This is a genomic window from Lactococcus petauri, assembly GCF_023499275.1.
Classification (GTDB): Bacteria; Bacillota; Bacilli; order Lactobacillales; family Streptococcaceae; genus Lactococcus; species Lactococcus petauri.
In genome coordinates this window covers 615,168-630,124 of sequence record NZ_CP094882.1, presented here as the reverse complement: position 1 = coordinate 630,124, position 14,957 = coordinate 615,168, and the positions used below count along the sequence as shown (strand labels likewise).

Sequence of the window (14,957 nt, the reverse complement as noted above, 5' to 3'; positions counted from 1 at the left end):
TTGAAATTTCTATTTAGCGAATACCTAAAGCAATACGCGCATAGCGGCTCATTTTATCTACTGTCCACGCTGGATACCAGACGAGGTTGACTTTGATTTCAGTTACTTCTTCAACTTCTTTGAGCGCATCATGAATTTGATCAGTCAAAACGTCTGCTAGCGGACAACCCATTGTTGTCAGTGTCATTTTAACTTCAGTAAACCCATTGTCTTCAAAGGAAATTTCATAGACCAAGCCCAAGTTAATGATATCAATACCTAGCTCAGGGTCAATAACAGTCTCCAAGGCTGCTAAAATCTTTGTTTTAATTTCTTCTATTTGTGTATCAGAATATTTGCTTTCTTCACTCATAAATTTCTCCACATTTTCATTGTAAAATCTATTTGACATTGTTATTCTACCATATTTTTAAAAATTTGACGAGAAGAGTAAAAGATAATTTATAAATCATTTTATAGACACAACGTCTAAAAATTGTTATAATTATAGTGATATAAAGTTTTAAGACAGCACTTGCTGTGTAGGGAAAAGGATACACTGTGGAGAATAGAAAAGAACGTACAAAAGCGCGACTTCGCGATGCAATGACTCAACTTTTACATGAAAAGCCATTTGATCAAATTACAACCACTGAGCTTGTCAAAGTTGCAAAGATTAGTCGGAGCGGATTTTATACGCATTATCAAGACAAGTATGAAATGATTGATCAATATCAAAAAACATTGATCAACACAATTCAATATGTCTTTGAAAAAAATGATGGAGACTTGCAAAAAACAATGCTTGAAACCTATGAATTTTTAGATAATAACGAAATCTACGCAGCCCTGCTTTCTGAGAACGGCAGCAAGGAAATCCATCAATTCATGCAAGCGAAGTTAAAAAGTATGATTGAAAACTCAATTATTCCAAGAGATTCAAGAAGAAATAACCTCGGTCGCTTAGGTAAAATTTATGCTGCAACTTATTATGCTAATGCTATGTTTGGTCTTACACAGGCCTGGATTCGTCGTAAGCGTAAAGAAACGCCTGAAGAAATTACAAAAATACTCAGTAAGCTTATCAACTAATTAATTATCCAAAAAATATCCAAACCCTATGTTTGGATATTTTTTTATAAAGCTTGAATACTTTTAAGTAGTCTTTCGAGTCCATCTTTTACCTTGGCTCGTGAACACCCAATGTTTAGTCGGAGAAAGTTCCTTCCTTCCTGACCATATACTTCTCCATCCATAATAGCTACTTTTCCTATGTTGATTAATGCTTGTTGTAACTTATCCATAGGAACACCCTGTTCTGAAACATCAAGCCACAAAAGGTAAGTTGCTTCTGATTCGATAAGCTTTATTTTTGGCAAATACTCTTTTAAAAAAGTTCGCGTGAAGTCTACCGTATCGTCCAAATAGTTTTTCAATTCTTCCAGCCATATATCAGATGTCTGGTAAGCTGAAATCGTCGCTTCCATTCCTAAAATGCTGCAAGAAGAGAGTCCATCTTTTTCCTTTAAATGTTGACAAAATTCTTCACGAAGATTCTCATTTGGAATTAATAAATAGGAAAAAATCAATCCTGGAAAATTAAAGGTTTTGCTGGCAGATGTTAAAAGAGCAATATTTTCTGTACCGTATTGCAAAATCGGGTGGTGTTGCTTATCCTTGCGTAAAACATCCATGTGAATTTCATCTGAAATTAAGAAGACATCGTACTTTTGACAAAGCAATACCACTTGTTGTAGTTCTTCACTTGTCCACACACGTCCTGTAGGGTTATGGGGCGAACAAAAGAGAAGGATTTTGTTGTTCGGATGTGCGAGTTTTTCTTCTAAATCTATAAAATCAATCGTATACTTTCCTTCGTTAAAAATCAATGGATTTTCTACACACAAACGATTGTTGGCTGTAATGGTTTTAAAGAAAGCATCATAAGCTGGGGTCTGGACAACAACACCTTCTTGTGGCTGAGACTTGATTTCAATCAACTGAGAAAGTGAGTAAATCACACTTGGACTATACAAAATCCAGTCCTCCTCAATCGCAAAATCAAACTGTTTTTGATACCAAGCAGAGACAGCTGATTTGAAATGTTTGTGATTCCAACGTGTATAGCCATAAATCGGATGTTGAATCCTCTTTTGCAAGGCCTGATTAACCGTCTCTGGGATAGCAAAATCAGTATCTGAAATGGTAAAAGGCAATAAATCTTTTTGACCAAAACGATCTTCTACAAAATCCCACTGTGTACAAAACGTTCCTTTTCGCTCAATTATTTTATCAAATTCTGTCATATCAATAAATGGTAAAACAAGACGTTTGTCTTGTTTTACTGTTCTCCTTCTAAATCAAATTATCCAATGCGTTGCGGACAGTCGTTACTTTCGTTCCAATAATAACTTGAACACTTGTATCATCTAAATGTACGACTCCTAAAGCACCTAAATCTTTAAGCTTTTCATCTTCAACAAGGTCACCATCATTTAAAATCAAACGGAGACGTGTAATACAGTTGTCGAGTGTGACAATATTCTCTTTTCCACCCAATGCAGCTAAGATTGCTTCGGCATTATATCCAGATGTATTGCCACCATGTGCTATTTCTTGCTCTGAATATTCCGGTTCGAGTACAGCTTCACGTCCTGGTGTTTTCAAGTTTTTCCATAGGATAACCTTTTTAAATGTGAAGTAGTAAGCCGCAAACCAAAAGGCACCCACGAGAGGAATCAAGAACCATTGTGTATATGAGCCTTGCATTACCCCAAAGATAAGGAAGTCGAGCACGCCACCATCTGTATTACCAATTTTTACGCCTAATAGGCTGACAATCATTGCCCCTAGACCAGTCATAATCACGTGGAAAATCCAAAGGAAAGGACTGATAAACAAGAAGAGAAACTCAATTGGTTCTGTTATCCCTGTTACAAAAGTAGCAATCACACCCGAAATCAGGAGCCCTTTGACTTTTGCTCGATTTTCAGGTTTTGCTGTACGATACATGGCAAGAGCTGCTGCTGGGAGCCCAAACATAAACGTTGGCATTTTTCCTTGAGACAAGAAAGCTGTCGCAGAGCCGGAAATTGGTAAACGATTTGCTAATTCGGCATAGAAAATGTTTAAAGCACCGTAAACTTCATGTCCATCAATGAGTGCTGTTCCACCAGCCTGAGTAAAGCGAATGGTTGCAACAAGAATGTGATGCAAACCAAAGGGTAAAAGCAGACGTTCGCCAGAGAAAAAGAGAAATGGCCCAAAAATACCTGCACGTTGAATCAAGTTGCCGACTTGCTGGATAAGAAGGGCAAACAGTGGCCAAATGACAGGAATCGCGAGACCTACCAAAGCCATAACTAAGGCAGTAATAATTGGTACAAACCTTGATCCGCCAAAGAAAGCAAAACTATCTGAAAGTTGAATGTTGTAAAATTTCTTGTGGAGATTGTAAACAATAATACCAGTAATGATACCTCCAAGAACACCCATTTCGATAGTTTGGACACCCAAAGCCATACCTTGCCCAGCCTTTTGCATGAGTTCAGGATCAGCAAGCTGTCCACGTTCAGTCAAAAAGAAGTTGATAGAAAGATTCATAACCATATAGCCAACGAATCCTGAGAAAGCTGCTACACCTTTTTCTTTCTTAGCTAAACCGAGAGGAATAGCCATAGCAAACATCACGGGTAAATTACTGAATGCAAAACCACCAATGGCTGAAAAGAAACGAAAGACTACTTGCAGTACTTCGTTTCCTAAGAAAGGAAAAGCATCAATAGTAGATTGACTCGAAAACGAACTTCCTAGCCCTAAAAGAAGACCCATAAAAGCCATTAAGGCTACAGGGAGCATAAAAGTTTTACCTAATTCTTGGAAGAAACCACCTAGGGCAAATTTTTTCTTTTTCTTGGCTTGTGGCACTTTAGTTTTTATTTCGGTACCTTTAGCCAAAGCTTTTCCTATTGGTGAACCTCCTTTTACCTTTCCTGAGGCACTGATCGTCATACTCTTTAATTTTTCTGCTGTATTTGTAATAACAACAATGGCTGTTTTTTCAAGTCCCGCATCTTCGACTGCTTTCCAATTCACGCGCCCAATTACTTGGCCCGCTTTAACAGCTTCTTCTTCTTTGATGGTAAACTCAAATACTGCCTTATCCAGACTGACCGTATCAATACCAATATGAAGTAATACTTGCAAATCATCTGCAGTACTAAATCCAGCAGCATGTCCTTGAACCATTCTTACTGTACCAGAAACTGGTGCATAGATTGTTTCACCTGTTGGTTCTACAGCATACCCATCTCCCATTGTTTTTTCAGAGAAAATAGGGTCTTTAACATCCTGCAATGGGATAATTTCTCCCTCAAAAGGAGAATAGAGGTTTTTTTGGTTACTCATCTTTTAACCTACCTTTATATTTTTGTTGTAAGTTAATATTAACACAATGTAAAACGCTTTCACGAAAATTACTAAAAAAACACCTTCTCATTTGAAAGTATTTTTTTAAATGTGTAAAATTCCACGATAAGTGTAGTAAAGTGATTGCAAAACCAAAAGTAAAGGTGTCTTATCGGTCGTGTCATATCCATTTACTTCTTCCTTTTGTGTTAAGCAATAAAGAGGGATATCAGCTATTTGTACCAAACTATTTTCAGTTAAATTGGTAAGGCTAATCAATTTATGATTTCTGGATTTGGCCAGTTCTGCTAATTCCAAAACAGAAGGTGTTTCCCCAGATAAAGAAACAAAAAAGAATACTTCATGAGAAGAGCTTAAAATCTTCTTTTTCATTTCCTGCTGATATTCATAAAATTGAAATTTGTCATCGAGAGCAAAGAGACTTTTTACATACATCTTCGTCAGAAGGCCTGTTTGATCTAGCGCATAAAAATTTACACTCTTGGCTCTTTGCATTAGCTGCACAACCTTCATTTCTCTTTCTTTATCGATTAGATCAAAGTTTTTTAAAAGAATATGCTTATGTGCATTCATACTTTCAGGAGTTGTAAGCTCCTGTTTGAGGTTAATCTTAAATTCAGAGAAATTTTCATAGCCTAATTTTTTACAGAAACGAGTTATTGTATTGGGCACAGTGTAAAATTTCTGTGATAAAATAACAATCTTGGTCTGACTCACCGCTTCTTTATTTTTCAAGATGTAGTCTACCAAATCTTCTTCCAACTCTGTTAACTTATTCTCTTTATTTTTTACGCGTTCCTGAAAACTCAGCATATTTATCCTCTTCTTTGACTTTTTAAGCCTTTCACTTATCTTTTATTCTACCATAGTTTCTTTTTAAAATAAAAACGCTTAAATATGTCAAATCATGCAGCATAATTTTCCACAAAAAAGAGCCTATCTTATAGACTCCTTTTATCTCATTATCTTATTTACTGTTTTTTTCGTTGATCCACTCAGTGGAGAGTGTCATCGCAGCACGTGTCGCATTAGTATCATTCATTGAATTCACCATAACAAAGTCATGGATAATGGCTTGGAAACGCACTTGAGTTACTTCCACTTCAGCTTCTCGCAATTTACGTGCATAAGCTTCACCTTCATCTCGCAAAACATCAGCTTCACCAGTAATAATCAAAGCAGCAGGTAAATCTGTCAAATCTTCTTTCGTCGAACGAAGCGGTGAAGCTGTGATTTGATTACGTTCTTCTTCGTTTGTCGTATATTGATTCCAGAACCAAATCATTCCTTCTTTAGTCAAAAAGTAGTTTTCCGCAAATTTATTGTAAGAATCCGTATCAAAATTGGCATCTGTTACGGGATAATACAAAACTTGTTGTCCAATCTTTTGACCGCCTCTTTGTTTAGTCAAAAGTGTCATCACAGTGGCCATATTTCCGCCAACAGAATCTCCAGCTACAGTGAGATGATTTACATCAAATTTCTTATCGTTAGAAAAATCTTTTAGCTGTTGTAAGACAGCGTAGTTTTGCTCAATAGCTGTTGGGTATTTGGCTTCGGGTGACAGGGAGTATTCAGGAAAAACCACAACGGAGTTGGTCCGTACGGCAAGCTCACGAATTAGTTTATCATGTGTATGTGCATTGCCAAAAACCCAGCCTGCTCCGTGGATATAAAAGATTACAGGTAATTTCTTTTCTTGATTAAGGGGGCGAATAAATCTGACATTTATTTCCCCCCAGTCTCCTGTATCAACAGCGATATCTTCAATATCGACGTCTTCCTTTGCGACTGGAGAATCCTGAACTTCATTTAATAAGCTTCTTCCCTCTTCTACTGGAAGTTCATAAATACGAGGATGGGGCGCATTTGCTTCACTAAATTCTAGCGCAGCTGTTTCTAAGGAAATTCTTTCTACCATTTTATACCTCCAAAAATACTTTTTATTATCTTTTCTTAAAAGATAATTTTTTATTGCAAGGACAAAATCCAGTAAAATCAAAGACTTCTTCATAATATTGAAGTAATTCTTCATAGTTCTTGAACTACGTTAATTTTCTGAATATTATTTTAATAACATTTTATAATTTAAAGTTAGAGAAAACAAGAAATTGATATCGGAAAATACTTTCGTTCTTATTCAGACGATTTGCTCGTAAGGTAAATAAAAAGGGGAACCCCCTTTTTATTTAACAGTCGTTTCCCCAGTTACTTTAACTTGTTCTTCGCTAGGAAGTTTGTTATAAGTATCCAACAATTCTTGATTTTTAAAGATAAGATTTCCATCAATCATTGCTTCTCCATCAACACCTTTCCCAGTTTGACCATGGAAGCCTTCAGCATTTACTTCAACATCTCCCTTAACTGTACCATTTGAAATATAGAACTGTGGAGAATTTACTTCAAGTTTTTTTACAGTAAGTGTATAGCGATCTGTAACCTTACGGTCTGCATCTTGCGTATAAAGGGCTAATTTACGTGCTTCTTCGCCCTCTTTATTTTTAAATTCGCCTTCAACATTCAAAGTTTTGTCTGATGCATCTAAGTCTTTATTAATGGCCGCAATCCAAGCACCATCCTTCGAAAGTCCTTTAGAAAGGGTATCAAAATTATCTGTGCCTGCAGTTGCCCCAGCAAACACTTCAGCTGATTGTTCAGTTTTTGTTTCTTCTGATTTTTTTTCACCAGATCCACAAGCTGTCAAAACTCCCAATGACAAAGTTGATACAGCTAACAATGAGAGAAGTTTCTTATTCATAATATACCTCGCTTTTCTTTTTCTTCATTGTAGCATACACAATTGTTCCATTCAAGAAAACGCTTCCTTGATTTATGAGATTGTTTTGTTCAATTCATTTTTCTAAATAATTTAACTCCCTCTTTTTTCCATAAAAATAAGGGCTATTAAGCCCTTAGAAATATATTTGCATGCCTTTATTATTACCAACATCTGCTCCATACTAAAGATGTATATTAAACTGAACGAGGCAAGACAAGTGCTAGGATTAATCCTAGAAACCAGAAACCAAATATCGTAGCCAAAAAAACTCCGAATATTTGTCCCCCAGATAAGCCCCGAGAACTGGCAATTTTGACGGGCAAAAAGAAAATGAGAATTGCGATGACTAACACAAAGAGAGCCAACCAAAAATTTGCTGGTGCACTGTTCCAAATCTCTTGTAGACTTGAGTTAATATTTTCAAAATTCATTTTTTCTCCACAGTTTGTTAACGCTTTTATTTCATTTTTTATACGATTAAGAATACATAAAATTTATGAATCCTTGTAGGTGTATTATAACAGCCGTTTCTATTATTTTCAAGCTTGTTTTACCGTTATTTAGAAAATTAAAAATTAGTGTAAAACTGTATAAACTGCTGTTAAGGCTTGCACAGCAAGTATGACCACTATTGGCGACATAATAACCAGAACAACAAGTCCTGGACCTGATAACCATTCTTTATCTTTATTTTTTCGCATATTCGTCTCCTTTATCATTCTATAAATCATTTGATACTGGATATCGTTAAATAACTTCAAACTTCATAGACATTAAATCCATATACCACTAGAGGCAATGAATATTATAGCATAAAATTTATCGTTTCTACTTTTGCAATAAAATAAAACAAAAAGAAAAACCGCTCAACAGAGCGGTTAGACAAGTCAAAATTATTTACGACGTTCTGGGATACGAGCCGCTTTACCTTGCAATGCACGCAAGTAGTAAAGTTTAGCACGACGCACACGACCGTGACGGATAACTTCGATTTTTTCAACACGTGGAGTGTGAAGTGGGAAGATACGTTCTACACCAACACCGTTTGAGATTTTACGAACAGTGTAAGTTTCTGAGATACCAGAACCTTTACGTGCAATAACAACACCTTCGAACATTTGGATACGTTCGCGAGTTCCTTCGACAACTTTAGCGTGAACACGTACAGTGTCTCCAGCGCGGAATTCAGGGATATCTGAACGAAGTTGACCTGCATTGATAGAATCGATCAATGAAATAGACATTTTTTTCTCCTTTTGCTCATCAATAAAGCCATTGGCCCAGCGGATAAACAGTTTTATTTATGCCAAATTGGCACTTATAACATTCTACCAAATTTATGCTTTCTTTTCAAGAGCTTTCTTTGGGTTTTTAGTAAAAGTCATTGTAAAAGTCGTTTGGTGTTCATCACTTTCAACAGATACCTCCCCTTGGTGTTGTTCGACTATCGTTTGGACAATCGCTAAACCAATTCCATGAACGCCACCAGCACCTTTATAAAAACGCTCGAAGATATGTGGCAAAGTCTCTGGATCAATTCCACTCCCATCATTAGCAACCGAAATCACCACTGCACCATCTTTTTTTGTACAGGTAAGTACAATTTCTGTTTCGACATACCGCATAGCATTGGAAACTAGATTACTTATTGCTCGTCGTAAAGCTTTATAATCACAAGTAAGCATCACCGCTTTTTTATCAAAAACTGTTGTAATTTTAATGCCTTTTTGCTCAGCAAATATCTCTTGCTCTTTCGCAATATCTTTCATGATTAGACGAACATCTTGGTAAACAAGCTCTTGATGCACACTTAGGCTGTCTAAGCGTGAGAGAGTTAGAAGATCTTCTACTAGCTCACTCATACGATCGGTCTCATAAAGTATTGTTTCACTTGCCTTTTTGGGGTCCATCACCTCATAGGAAATCCCCTCAGCATAACTTTTTATTGCCATTAAAGGGGTCCGAAGTTCATGCGAGGCATTTTGAAAGAAGAGTTTTTGGTTTTTATCGTTATGATCCAATTGCCGAGCAGCAACATTCATATTATGTGCTAAAGTAGCCAACTCACGGTCCTGAAATGTTCCTTGATATTCAGTAAAATCTCCTTGGCCAATACGTGTCGCAAATTTCGCTAAAATTGATAAAGGCTTAATCAAGCGCTGCGTTACAAAAGTAACGGCTAGACTAAGGATGACAATGACAGCTAGGGCAACAGAGACCAAGAACAGGTTAACTGAGTTTGTAAAATTAATAATCCCGGTGATATCCACATATAGGACTTGATACTCTCCAGAACTTTGACGAATGGTTTCAATATAAAAGGTACTTCCTGACGTATCCAGACGATAATTTTTTACCTTACTCAGTGGAACTTTTTGATTTTTTAAAGCTTGTGCGATATTATTTGCTGTCTCTCTCTCAAAGTTACCAACTTTTTCCAAATCCTGTACTTCATAATTATCATTGATATTAAAAGCAACGGGGTGAGTATTAAAGCTTCCACGAGGTGCATCTTCTAAGTCCGCAGAGGTACTTCCTGAGGGTGGAGTAACTTGTGCTTGATAAATCCTGACTTGAGATAACTGCCGTGAGGCCGAATTGCTAATATAGCTGTTTATCAAGATATTAAAAATGAGGATAATCCACAGAAAAGCAAAGAAGACAAAACCAATATTTGTCAGAAGCAAGCGCGTCTTGATGCTGAGAGGTTTTCTCCTAATCATCATCGCTCCTTACTCTGCTTCTTCATTTTTTTGTTTTTCAAACTCGATTCGACGGAAAATAGCTTTAACACGCATCACCAACTCCATCGGACTGAAAGGCTTAGTGAAGTAATCATCACTGCCCAAATCCAATCCTGTCGCATAGTCTAAGTCACTGTCTCGAGCTGTCAACATAATAATGGGTACGATACTTTGTGCACGTAAAGCTTTCAAGATTGTAAATCCGTTAGAGCCAGGCATCATCACATCTAAAATAACAAAATCACTTGGCTCTTCATTAAAACGCTCTAAGAGTTGATCACCAGTCGAGAAGTCCTCTACTTTAAAATCTTCTTTTTCCAAAAAAGCTTTGATTGCTAAGCGAATATTATCATCGTCATCCGCAATATATATTGTTTTACTCATTATATTTCCTCCTCATTAATCATGTCTACCAGTTCATGAATCAAATACATTCGATTATCTAATGCGTGAATCTGCTCAGCACATACTTGCAATTCATTACTTAAGTGATCTGGCATTTCACCGCCGTATTTGTAGCGAACCTTATGTTCCAATGTCGCCCAAAAGTCCATTGCCGATGTGCGTAGTTGTATCTCGACACGACGAGCTTCATTATTAAAAAGCGGGCCAAGATTAACTTCTAGTATCATATGATAAGAACGATAACCACTCGGCTTCGGATGATTAAGATAATCTTTTTCACTGATTACATTGAAAGCTTCCTGATTTTTAATGATTTCTACGATTTCATAAATATTTTTGGCATAAGCACATATAATTCTTACACCGGCTATATCTGAAAGATTTTTTTCAGCTGCTTCTGCCGTTACAGGTAAGGCTTTTTTCTTCAACTTGCCTGCAATACTTTCTGGCGATTTAATTCTTTGCTTGATATGTTCTATCGGGTTAACAGGTTCATAAGCATTGTAATAAGCATTAAGATTAGAAAGCTCTGTCATGATGACTGCCAAAGCACATTCGTATTTCACCAAATTTCGCTTGAGTTTCTCAAACTCTTCAACTTCAAAGCGGGTCGTTTTTATTTCTTTATTCATATTCATTTCCATTCTTGAAAGAGTTTTCACATATGTCTATTATACCAGAGGCTGCGAAATTTATCAGCTTTAGAAAATACTCTGTTTCCCTTCCCACTTACGGTTGCAAATAAAATTAAAGGAGCATAGGCTCCTTTTAATATAATTAAAATTATACAATTATAATCTTAAAATGCACTCAACTTAAATAGAGGACAAAAAAAGAGGAAATACCTCCCTCTTTTTTATATATTAAAATAAATGACTAAAGCTAAAATAGATAAAAGTGCTGTCACACACCAAAAGACAATATCAATCTTCCATTCACTCCAACCTTTTCCTTTACCAGAGAAGCCACCAAGTTCAAAATGATGGTGAATCGGCGTCATACGGAAAATACGTTTACCATGTGTTACTTTAAAGTACGAAACCTGCATCATAACAGAAACGGTTTCTAAGATATAGATAAAGCCAATCAAAAGGAGCGTCCATTCGACATGTAAAAGAATCGAAACGATGGCAATAAAACCTCCTAAACCAAGGCTTCCCACATCTCCCATAAAGATCTTTGCTGGTTTGTGGTTGAAGAAAAAGAAAGCAATCAAACCACCAATGACAGAAAGAATGATAAGTAGGACATCATATCGTCCTTGAGCAGCTGCAATTACAGCATATGCGCTGAGAGAGATAGCCACTGTGATACTGGCTAAGCCATCAATACCATCTGTAAGATTCACGGCATTTGACCAACCTACAAGCCAGAAGATAATGAAAACTGCAAAGAACCATCCTAAATCAATTTTCCACCCCAAGATATTAAGTACATTTGTACTATCCACCTGCATCAAGATAAGATAAGAAACAATACCTGTGGCTATTTGGGCTAAGAGTTTATGACTGGCTTTAAGCCCGCCATGATTTTTTTGGCTAAAGATTTTCATGAAGTCATCTAAGAAACCAATCAGAGAGTACATCGCTAATACCCACCATGCTGTGATGAACATAGGAGTAAATTGTGCAAAAATCAGAGCAAATACTGCTGAAACTAGGAGGGCTGCAACTACAAATACAAGACCTCCCATGGTTGGTGTGCCTGACTTACTTGCATGTTGTTTTACTTCTTCAAGAGTGGGTTGTCCCCCAAGTTTTTTCTTATGAAAAAACATAATAAAGCGTGGTATTCCAATTGCGGTCAAAACCAACGCGACTAGAGCTGCTAAAAATGCAGTGATTAACATAGTGCCTCCGACTGTTACTTAGAAACTTTGTTTCCTTTATTTATAGAGCTTACTCAGCTCAAAATTGAAAGAGGCGAAAATTTTCGCCTAATTCATTGTGACTGTGATTGTTTGATTGTCTTTAAGTTTGGTTCCCATTCCCACACTTTGTGTGTTTACATGGTCGCCAGAACCTTGATATTCAATTTTCAGATTGTACCATTTTGCGAGTTGCTCAACTTGTTCTTTAGACCATTTAAACATATCTGGCATGATATGATCGCCATCAGTAAGAAGCATGACAGGTGTATTTGCCCCAACTTCTTGCCCTTTAGCTACAGATTGTTTGGTTACTTTTGTACCTTGACCAATCACAATCGGTGCTAAAAGATTACGACGTAGACTATCTGAAACGTTACCTGGAGATTTCCCTGTGTAATCTTCGAGAGTAACTTTTCCAGCCTTCAGACCTGAAGTATCCTGTGGAGCTGCTTCTTGGTTTTTTATTTGCTCTGCGCGCGTAATCAAAGAATTAGCAACATCTGAGATATAAGTCAATGACCAAGTGCTTGATGGAATTTTGATATTCATATAGAAAATGAAATCTGGATTCTCTGGTGGATACATGGCAACTGCAGAATAAATATTATCTTGCATTCCCTTCATATAGCCACCTGTATCCGATGCAATCTGTGCTGTACCTGTTTTGACAGCCATTGTATTGCCATTAACCATGAAGAGCGGGCCAGGTTCATGCCCTTGCGATTCTACTGTCAGATAAGAAGTTCCCCATGTTGGGTCAGTATTAACACCTACCATCAAATCTTTTGTTTTATTTATCGCATCTTCGGACACCGGACGTCCAACAACTTCTGCCTTACTTTGCAAATAGGTATTTTTATCTTTGTCTACAATTTTATTCACAACATGAGGTTCAAGCATTTCTCCTTTGTTTGCAAAGCTTGTCCAACCACGTAGAAGTTGAATTTGTGTTGTACTGATACCTTGCCCAAATGAAGATTGGATTTGAGATACTGGGTTATTGTCAGGAAGAGCACCAAACTGTTCTCCACCCATCCCAATACGGGTTGGAACACCAAATTTAAAGCGGCGCAAGTAGCTGTCCCAGAGGTCGCTACCCATATTTTGAACAATCCGTGTCATTCCAGCATTACTAGACATCTTGAATCCTTCAGCAAAAGTAACTGTTGATGGAAGTTTAAAAGTTCCATCTTCGCTTTCATTGGCATCCCAGTCATTAATAACGACATCATAGAGATTGACACGACGGAAGTAAGAGGCATTCAGATCCACTTTATTACTGTCCAAAGCTGAAGCCATCAAGAAAGTTTTCATAACAGAACCAGGTTCAAATTGTGACTGGTAAAGCATGCTGTTCTCTGTGAAATGTGGCTGTTCCCGCGCTGCTTTATCATTAAAGTTATTGGCGGTAATTGTTGGACGCTGTGTTGTAGCCAAGATGTCACCTGTGTGTGCATCCATCAGTGTGGCAGAAAGTTGCTGACCACCTGACTTTTCTACAGCTGTATCCATCAGCGATTCAAGATTACCTTGCAAACGGGCATCTAAGGTTGTATAAAGATCTTGACCATTTTTTACCTGCTTGCTTACTGTTGTTGTTCCTGGTAAGGGACGACCATAACGGTCTTTCTCATAAGTTTCCTCACCATTTGTACCGCTGAGAACATCATTAAACGAGGCTTCTAAGCCGTTGATTCCAACCAAACCAGAGGCAGAATCCCCAGGCGTTTTCAAAGAAGCTATACCTACAAATTGTGAAGCGTAATTTGGTTCTGGATAAGAACGTGTCAAGTTAGGTGTGAAACCAATACCTACTAATCCAGCATTCTCTGCATCTTTTTTTATCTTTTCCATTTTAGCGAGAGGAATCTTTGTTCCTGCCGAACCAAATTGGACTTGAGCTTTTCCAGAATTGAGTTGTTGCTCAATCAACTCCTTGTCAATTCCCAATTCTTTATTAAGAAATTCTGTAACTTTCGGAAAGTCAGCCTCATCAACATAAAGCTTATTATTGTTATTGTCGACTTGTGTCTTATCGAGCACAGCATAAATCGTGTAATCACTTGCATCAACTGCAAGTGGCACACCATTTCGGTCAAAAATTGTGCCTCGCTTAGCATAAACAGTCGTTGTGTTTAAATAGTTCGTCTTAGCCATTTCGGAGATGTTTACACCACCGATTTGATTCACTGTAATAATCCAGACAAAGCGAAATATAAAAATCGCAAACAGAGCAATAGCTACTACAAATAGACTTTTACCTACATGTTTACGATTTTGTTCAGGTCTTTGATGACTTTTTTTCGCTTTTTTCGAAATACGTCTGAAAGGGAGAGTAATTATTCGAAAAATATTTTTCATTTTGTCGCTTTCAATACATTATCAGAATTGTAGGAGATACCATACTTATCCGTAACTTTTTGTAATTTGTCTTGGGATGTTAACTCCTGAATTTTCTGGTCATACTCAGAATTTTTTTGCTCTTTAACAGTAATTTGACTGTTATAGTGCAAGGTGCTACTTTCAATTTCTTGCGTTTTTGTTTGAATGAAGAGTTGAGTAACCGCAAGCATCAAGGCTACGACTACCATAGAAAGATAAAATACTTTTTCAACCCCAGAAAATCTTTTGAACTTTTTGGCCAAAACTTCTGGTGCTAATGAGTCTTTTGAAATCGCATAGCTGTCCTTTTTGGCCGCTGTTTCAATGTCAAAATATTCTTTAGGTTGCGCTGCCATATTTTTCTCTCCTC

The 14,957-nt window shown here is 37.1% G+C and carries 16 protein-coding genes; 1 reads left to right on the top strand and 15 read right to left on the bottom strand.

The window, feature by feature from the left end:
* Positions 1-13 precede the first annotated feature (13 nt).
* Positions 14-352: a metal-sulfur cluster assembly factor gene (locus tag lgb_RS03085; protein WP_017369035.1), complete on the bottom strand. Its 339-nt coding sequence runs from the start codon at positions 350-352 to the stop codon at positions 14-16.
* Between the two features lie 188 nt (positions 353-540).
* Here lgb_RS03085 and lgb_RS03080 point away from each other — a divergent pair, with 188 nt between their 5' ends.
* Positions 541-1,071 (top strand): TetR-like C-terminal domain-containing protein, encoded by a 531-nt coding sequence (locus lgb_RS03080; protein WP_019292025.1) that lies wholly within the window; start codon positions 541-543, stop codon positions 1,069-1,071.
* Positions 1,072-1,115: 44 nt separating this feature from the next.
* Here the strand turns inward: lgb_RS03080 and lgb_RS03075 are convergent, their stop codons facing one another.
* The 14 genes from lgb_RS03075 to lgb_RS03015 form a co-directional block, all read right to left on the bottom strand.
* On the bottom strand, positions 1,116-2,285 hold the full coding sequence (locus lgb_RS03075) for a MalY/PatB family protein (RefSeq protein WP_019292024.1): 1,170 nt from the start codon (positions 2,283-2,285) through the stop codon (positions 1,116-1,118).
* Positions 2,286-2,334: 49 nt separating this feature from the next.
* A complete protein-coding gene (malX, locus tag lgb_RS03070; protein ID WP_019293736.1) occupies positions 2,335-4,386 on the bottom strand; it encodes a maltose/glucose-specific PTS transporter subunit IIBC in 2,052 nt (683 codons plus the stop codon).
* Between the two features lie 105 nt (positions 4,387-4,491).
* Positions 4,492-5,220, bottom strand: a complete 729-nt coding sequence (locus tag lgb_RS03065; RefSeq protein WP_019293737.1) for a MurR/RpiR family transcriptional regulator — start codon at positions 5,218-5,220, stop codon at positions 4,492-4,494.
* A 154-nt stretch (positions 5,221-5,374) separates the two neighbouring features.
* Positions 5,375-6,328 carry an alpha/beta hydrolase gene (locus tag lgb_RS03060; protein ID WP_019293738.1) on the bottom strand — a complete coding sequence of 318 codons (954 nt, stop codon included), beginning with the start codon at positions 6,326-6,328 and terminating at the stop codon, positions 5,375-5,377.
* A 264-nt stretch (positions 6,329-6,592) separates the two neighbouring features.
* Complete coding sequence (locus lgb_RS03055) at positions 6,593-7,165, bottom strand: hypothetical protein (RefSeq protein WP_064305296.1); 573 nt, start codon at positions 7,163-7,165, stop codon at positions 6,593-6,595.
* A 215-nt stretch (positions 7,166-7,380) separates the two neighbouring features.
* Positions 7,381-7,617, bottom strand: coding sequence for a hypothetical protein (locus tag lgb_RS03050; RefSeq protein ID WP_019292019.1), 237 nt, complete (start codon positions 7,615-7,617; stop codon positions 7,381-7,383).
* Between the two features lie 144 nt (positions 7,618-7,761).
* Positions 7,762-7,887, bottom strand: a complete 126-nt coding sequence (locus tag lgb_RS10265; RefSeq protein ID WP_016170978.1) for a hypothetical protein — start codon at positions 7,885-7,887, stop codon at positions 7,762-7,764.
* A gap of 192 nt (positions 7,888-8,079) precedes the next feature.
* Positions 8,080-8,430 (bottom strand): 50S ribosomal protein L19, encoded by a 351-nt coding sequence (gene rplS / locus lgb_RS03045; RefSeq protein ID WP_004258564.1) that lies wholly within the window; start codon positions 8,428-8,430, stop codon positions 8,080-8,082.
* Positions 8,431-8,523: 93 nt separating this feature from the next.
* On the bottom strand, positions 8,524-9,909 hold the full coding sequence (locus tag lgb_RS03040; RefSeq protein ID WP_019293740.1) for a sensor histidine kinase: 1,386 nt from the start codon (positions 9,907-9,909) through the stop codon (positions 8,524-8,526).
* Between the two features lie 9 nt (positions 9,910-9,918).
* A complete protein-coding gene (locus lgb_RS03035; RefSeq protein ID WP_019293741.1) occupies positions 9,919-10,314 on the bottom strand; it encodes a response regulator transcription factor in 396 nt (131 codons plus the stop codon).
* Positions 10,314-10,967 carry a GTP pyrophosphokinase gene (locus lgb_RS03030; RefSeq protein ID WP_017369023.1) on the bottom strand — a complete coding sequence of 218 codons (654 nt, stop codon included), beginning with the start codon at positions 10,965-10,967 and terminating at the stop codon, positions 10,314-10,316. The genes lgb_RS03035 and lgb_RS03030 overlap by 1 nt, the downstream gene beginning before the upstream one ends.
* A gap of 224 nt (positions 10,968-11,191) precedes the next feature.
* A complete protein-coding gene (mraY, locus tag lgb_RS03025) occupies positions 11,192-12,184 on the bottom strand; it encodes a phospho-N-acetylmuramoyl-pentapeptide-transferase (protein ID WP_017369022.1) in 993 nt (330 codons plus the stop codon).
* Positions 12,185-12,271: 87 nt separating this feature from the next.
* Positions 12,272-14,566: a penicillin-binding transpeptidase domain-containing protein gene (locus tag lgb_RS03020; protein WP_019293742.1), complete on the bottom strand. Its 2,295-nt coding sequence runs from the start codon at positions 14,564-14,566 to the stop codon at positions 12,272-12,274.
* Entirely contained in the window at positions 14,563-14,943 is a 381-nt protein-coding gene (locus tag lgb_RS03015; RefSeq protein ID WP_019292013.1) for a cell division protein FtsL, read from the bottom strand. Before lgb_RS03015 ends, lgb_RS03020 begins: the two co-directional genes overlap by 4 nt.
* Positions 14,944-14,957: the final 14 nt, after the last annotated feature.

Coding starts and splice junctions, on each gene's coding strand:
- lgb_RS03085 (WP_017369035.1), bottom strand. CDS start 352: ATGAGTGAAGAAAGCAAATATTCTGATACACAAATAGAAGAAATTAAA.
- lgb_RS03075 (WP_019292024.1), bottom strand. CDS start 2,285: ATGACAGAATTTGATAAAATAATTGAGCGAAAAGGAACGTTTTGTACA.
- malX (WP_019293736.1), bottom strand. CDS start 4,386: ATGAGTAACCAAAAAAACCTCTATTCTCCTTTTGAGGGAGAAATTATC.
- lgb_RS03065 (WP_019293737.1), bottom strand. CDS start 5,220: ATGCTGAGTTTTCAGGAACGCGTAAAAAATAAAGAGAATAAGTTAACA.
- lgb_RS03060 (WP_019293738.1), bottom strand. CDS start 6,328: ATGGTAGAAAGAATTTCCTTAGAAACAGCTGCGCTAGAATTTAGTGAA.
- lgb_RS03055 (WP_064305296.1), bottom strand. CDS start 7,165: ATGAATAAGAAACTTCTCTCATTGTTAGCTGTATCAACTTTGTCATTG.
- lgb_RS03050 (WP_019292019.1), bottom strand. CDS start 7,617: ATGAATTTTGAAAATATTAACTCAAGTCTACAAGAGATTTGGAACAGT.
- lgb_RS10265 (WP_016170978.1), bottom strand. CDS start 7,887: ATGCGAAAAAATAAAGATAAAGAATGGTTATCAGGTCCAGGACTTGTT.
- rplS (WP_004258564.1), bottom strand. CDS start 8,430: ATGTCTATTTCATTGATCGATTCTATCAATGCAGGTCAACTTCGTTCA.
- lgb_RS03040 (WP_019293740.1), bottom strand. CDS start 9,909: ATGATTAGGAGAAAACCTCTCAGCATCAAGACGCGCTTGCTTCTGACA.
- lgb_RS03035 (WP_019293741.1), bottom strand. CDS start 10,314: ATGAGTAAAACAATATATATTGCGGATGACGATGATAATATTCGCTTA.
- lgb_RS03030 (WP_017369023.1), bottom strand. CDS start 10,967: ATGAATAAAGAAATAAAAACGACCCGCTTTGAAGTTGAAGAGTTTGAG.
- mraY (WP_017369022.1), bottom strand. CDS start 12,184: ATGTTAATCACTGCATTTTTAGCAGCTCTAGTCGCGTTGGTTTTGACC.
- lgb_RS03020 (WP_019293742.1), bottom strand. CDS start 14,566: ATGAAAAATATTTTTCGAATAATTACTCTCCCTTTCAGACGTATTTCG.
- lgb_RS03015 (WP_019292013.1), bottom strand. CDS start 14,943: ATGGCAGCGCAACCTAAAGAATATTTTGACATTGAAACAGCGGCCAAA.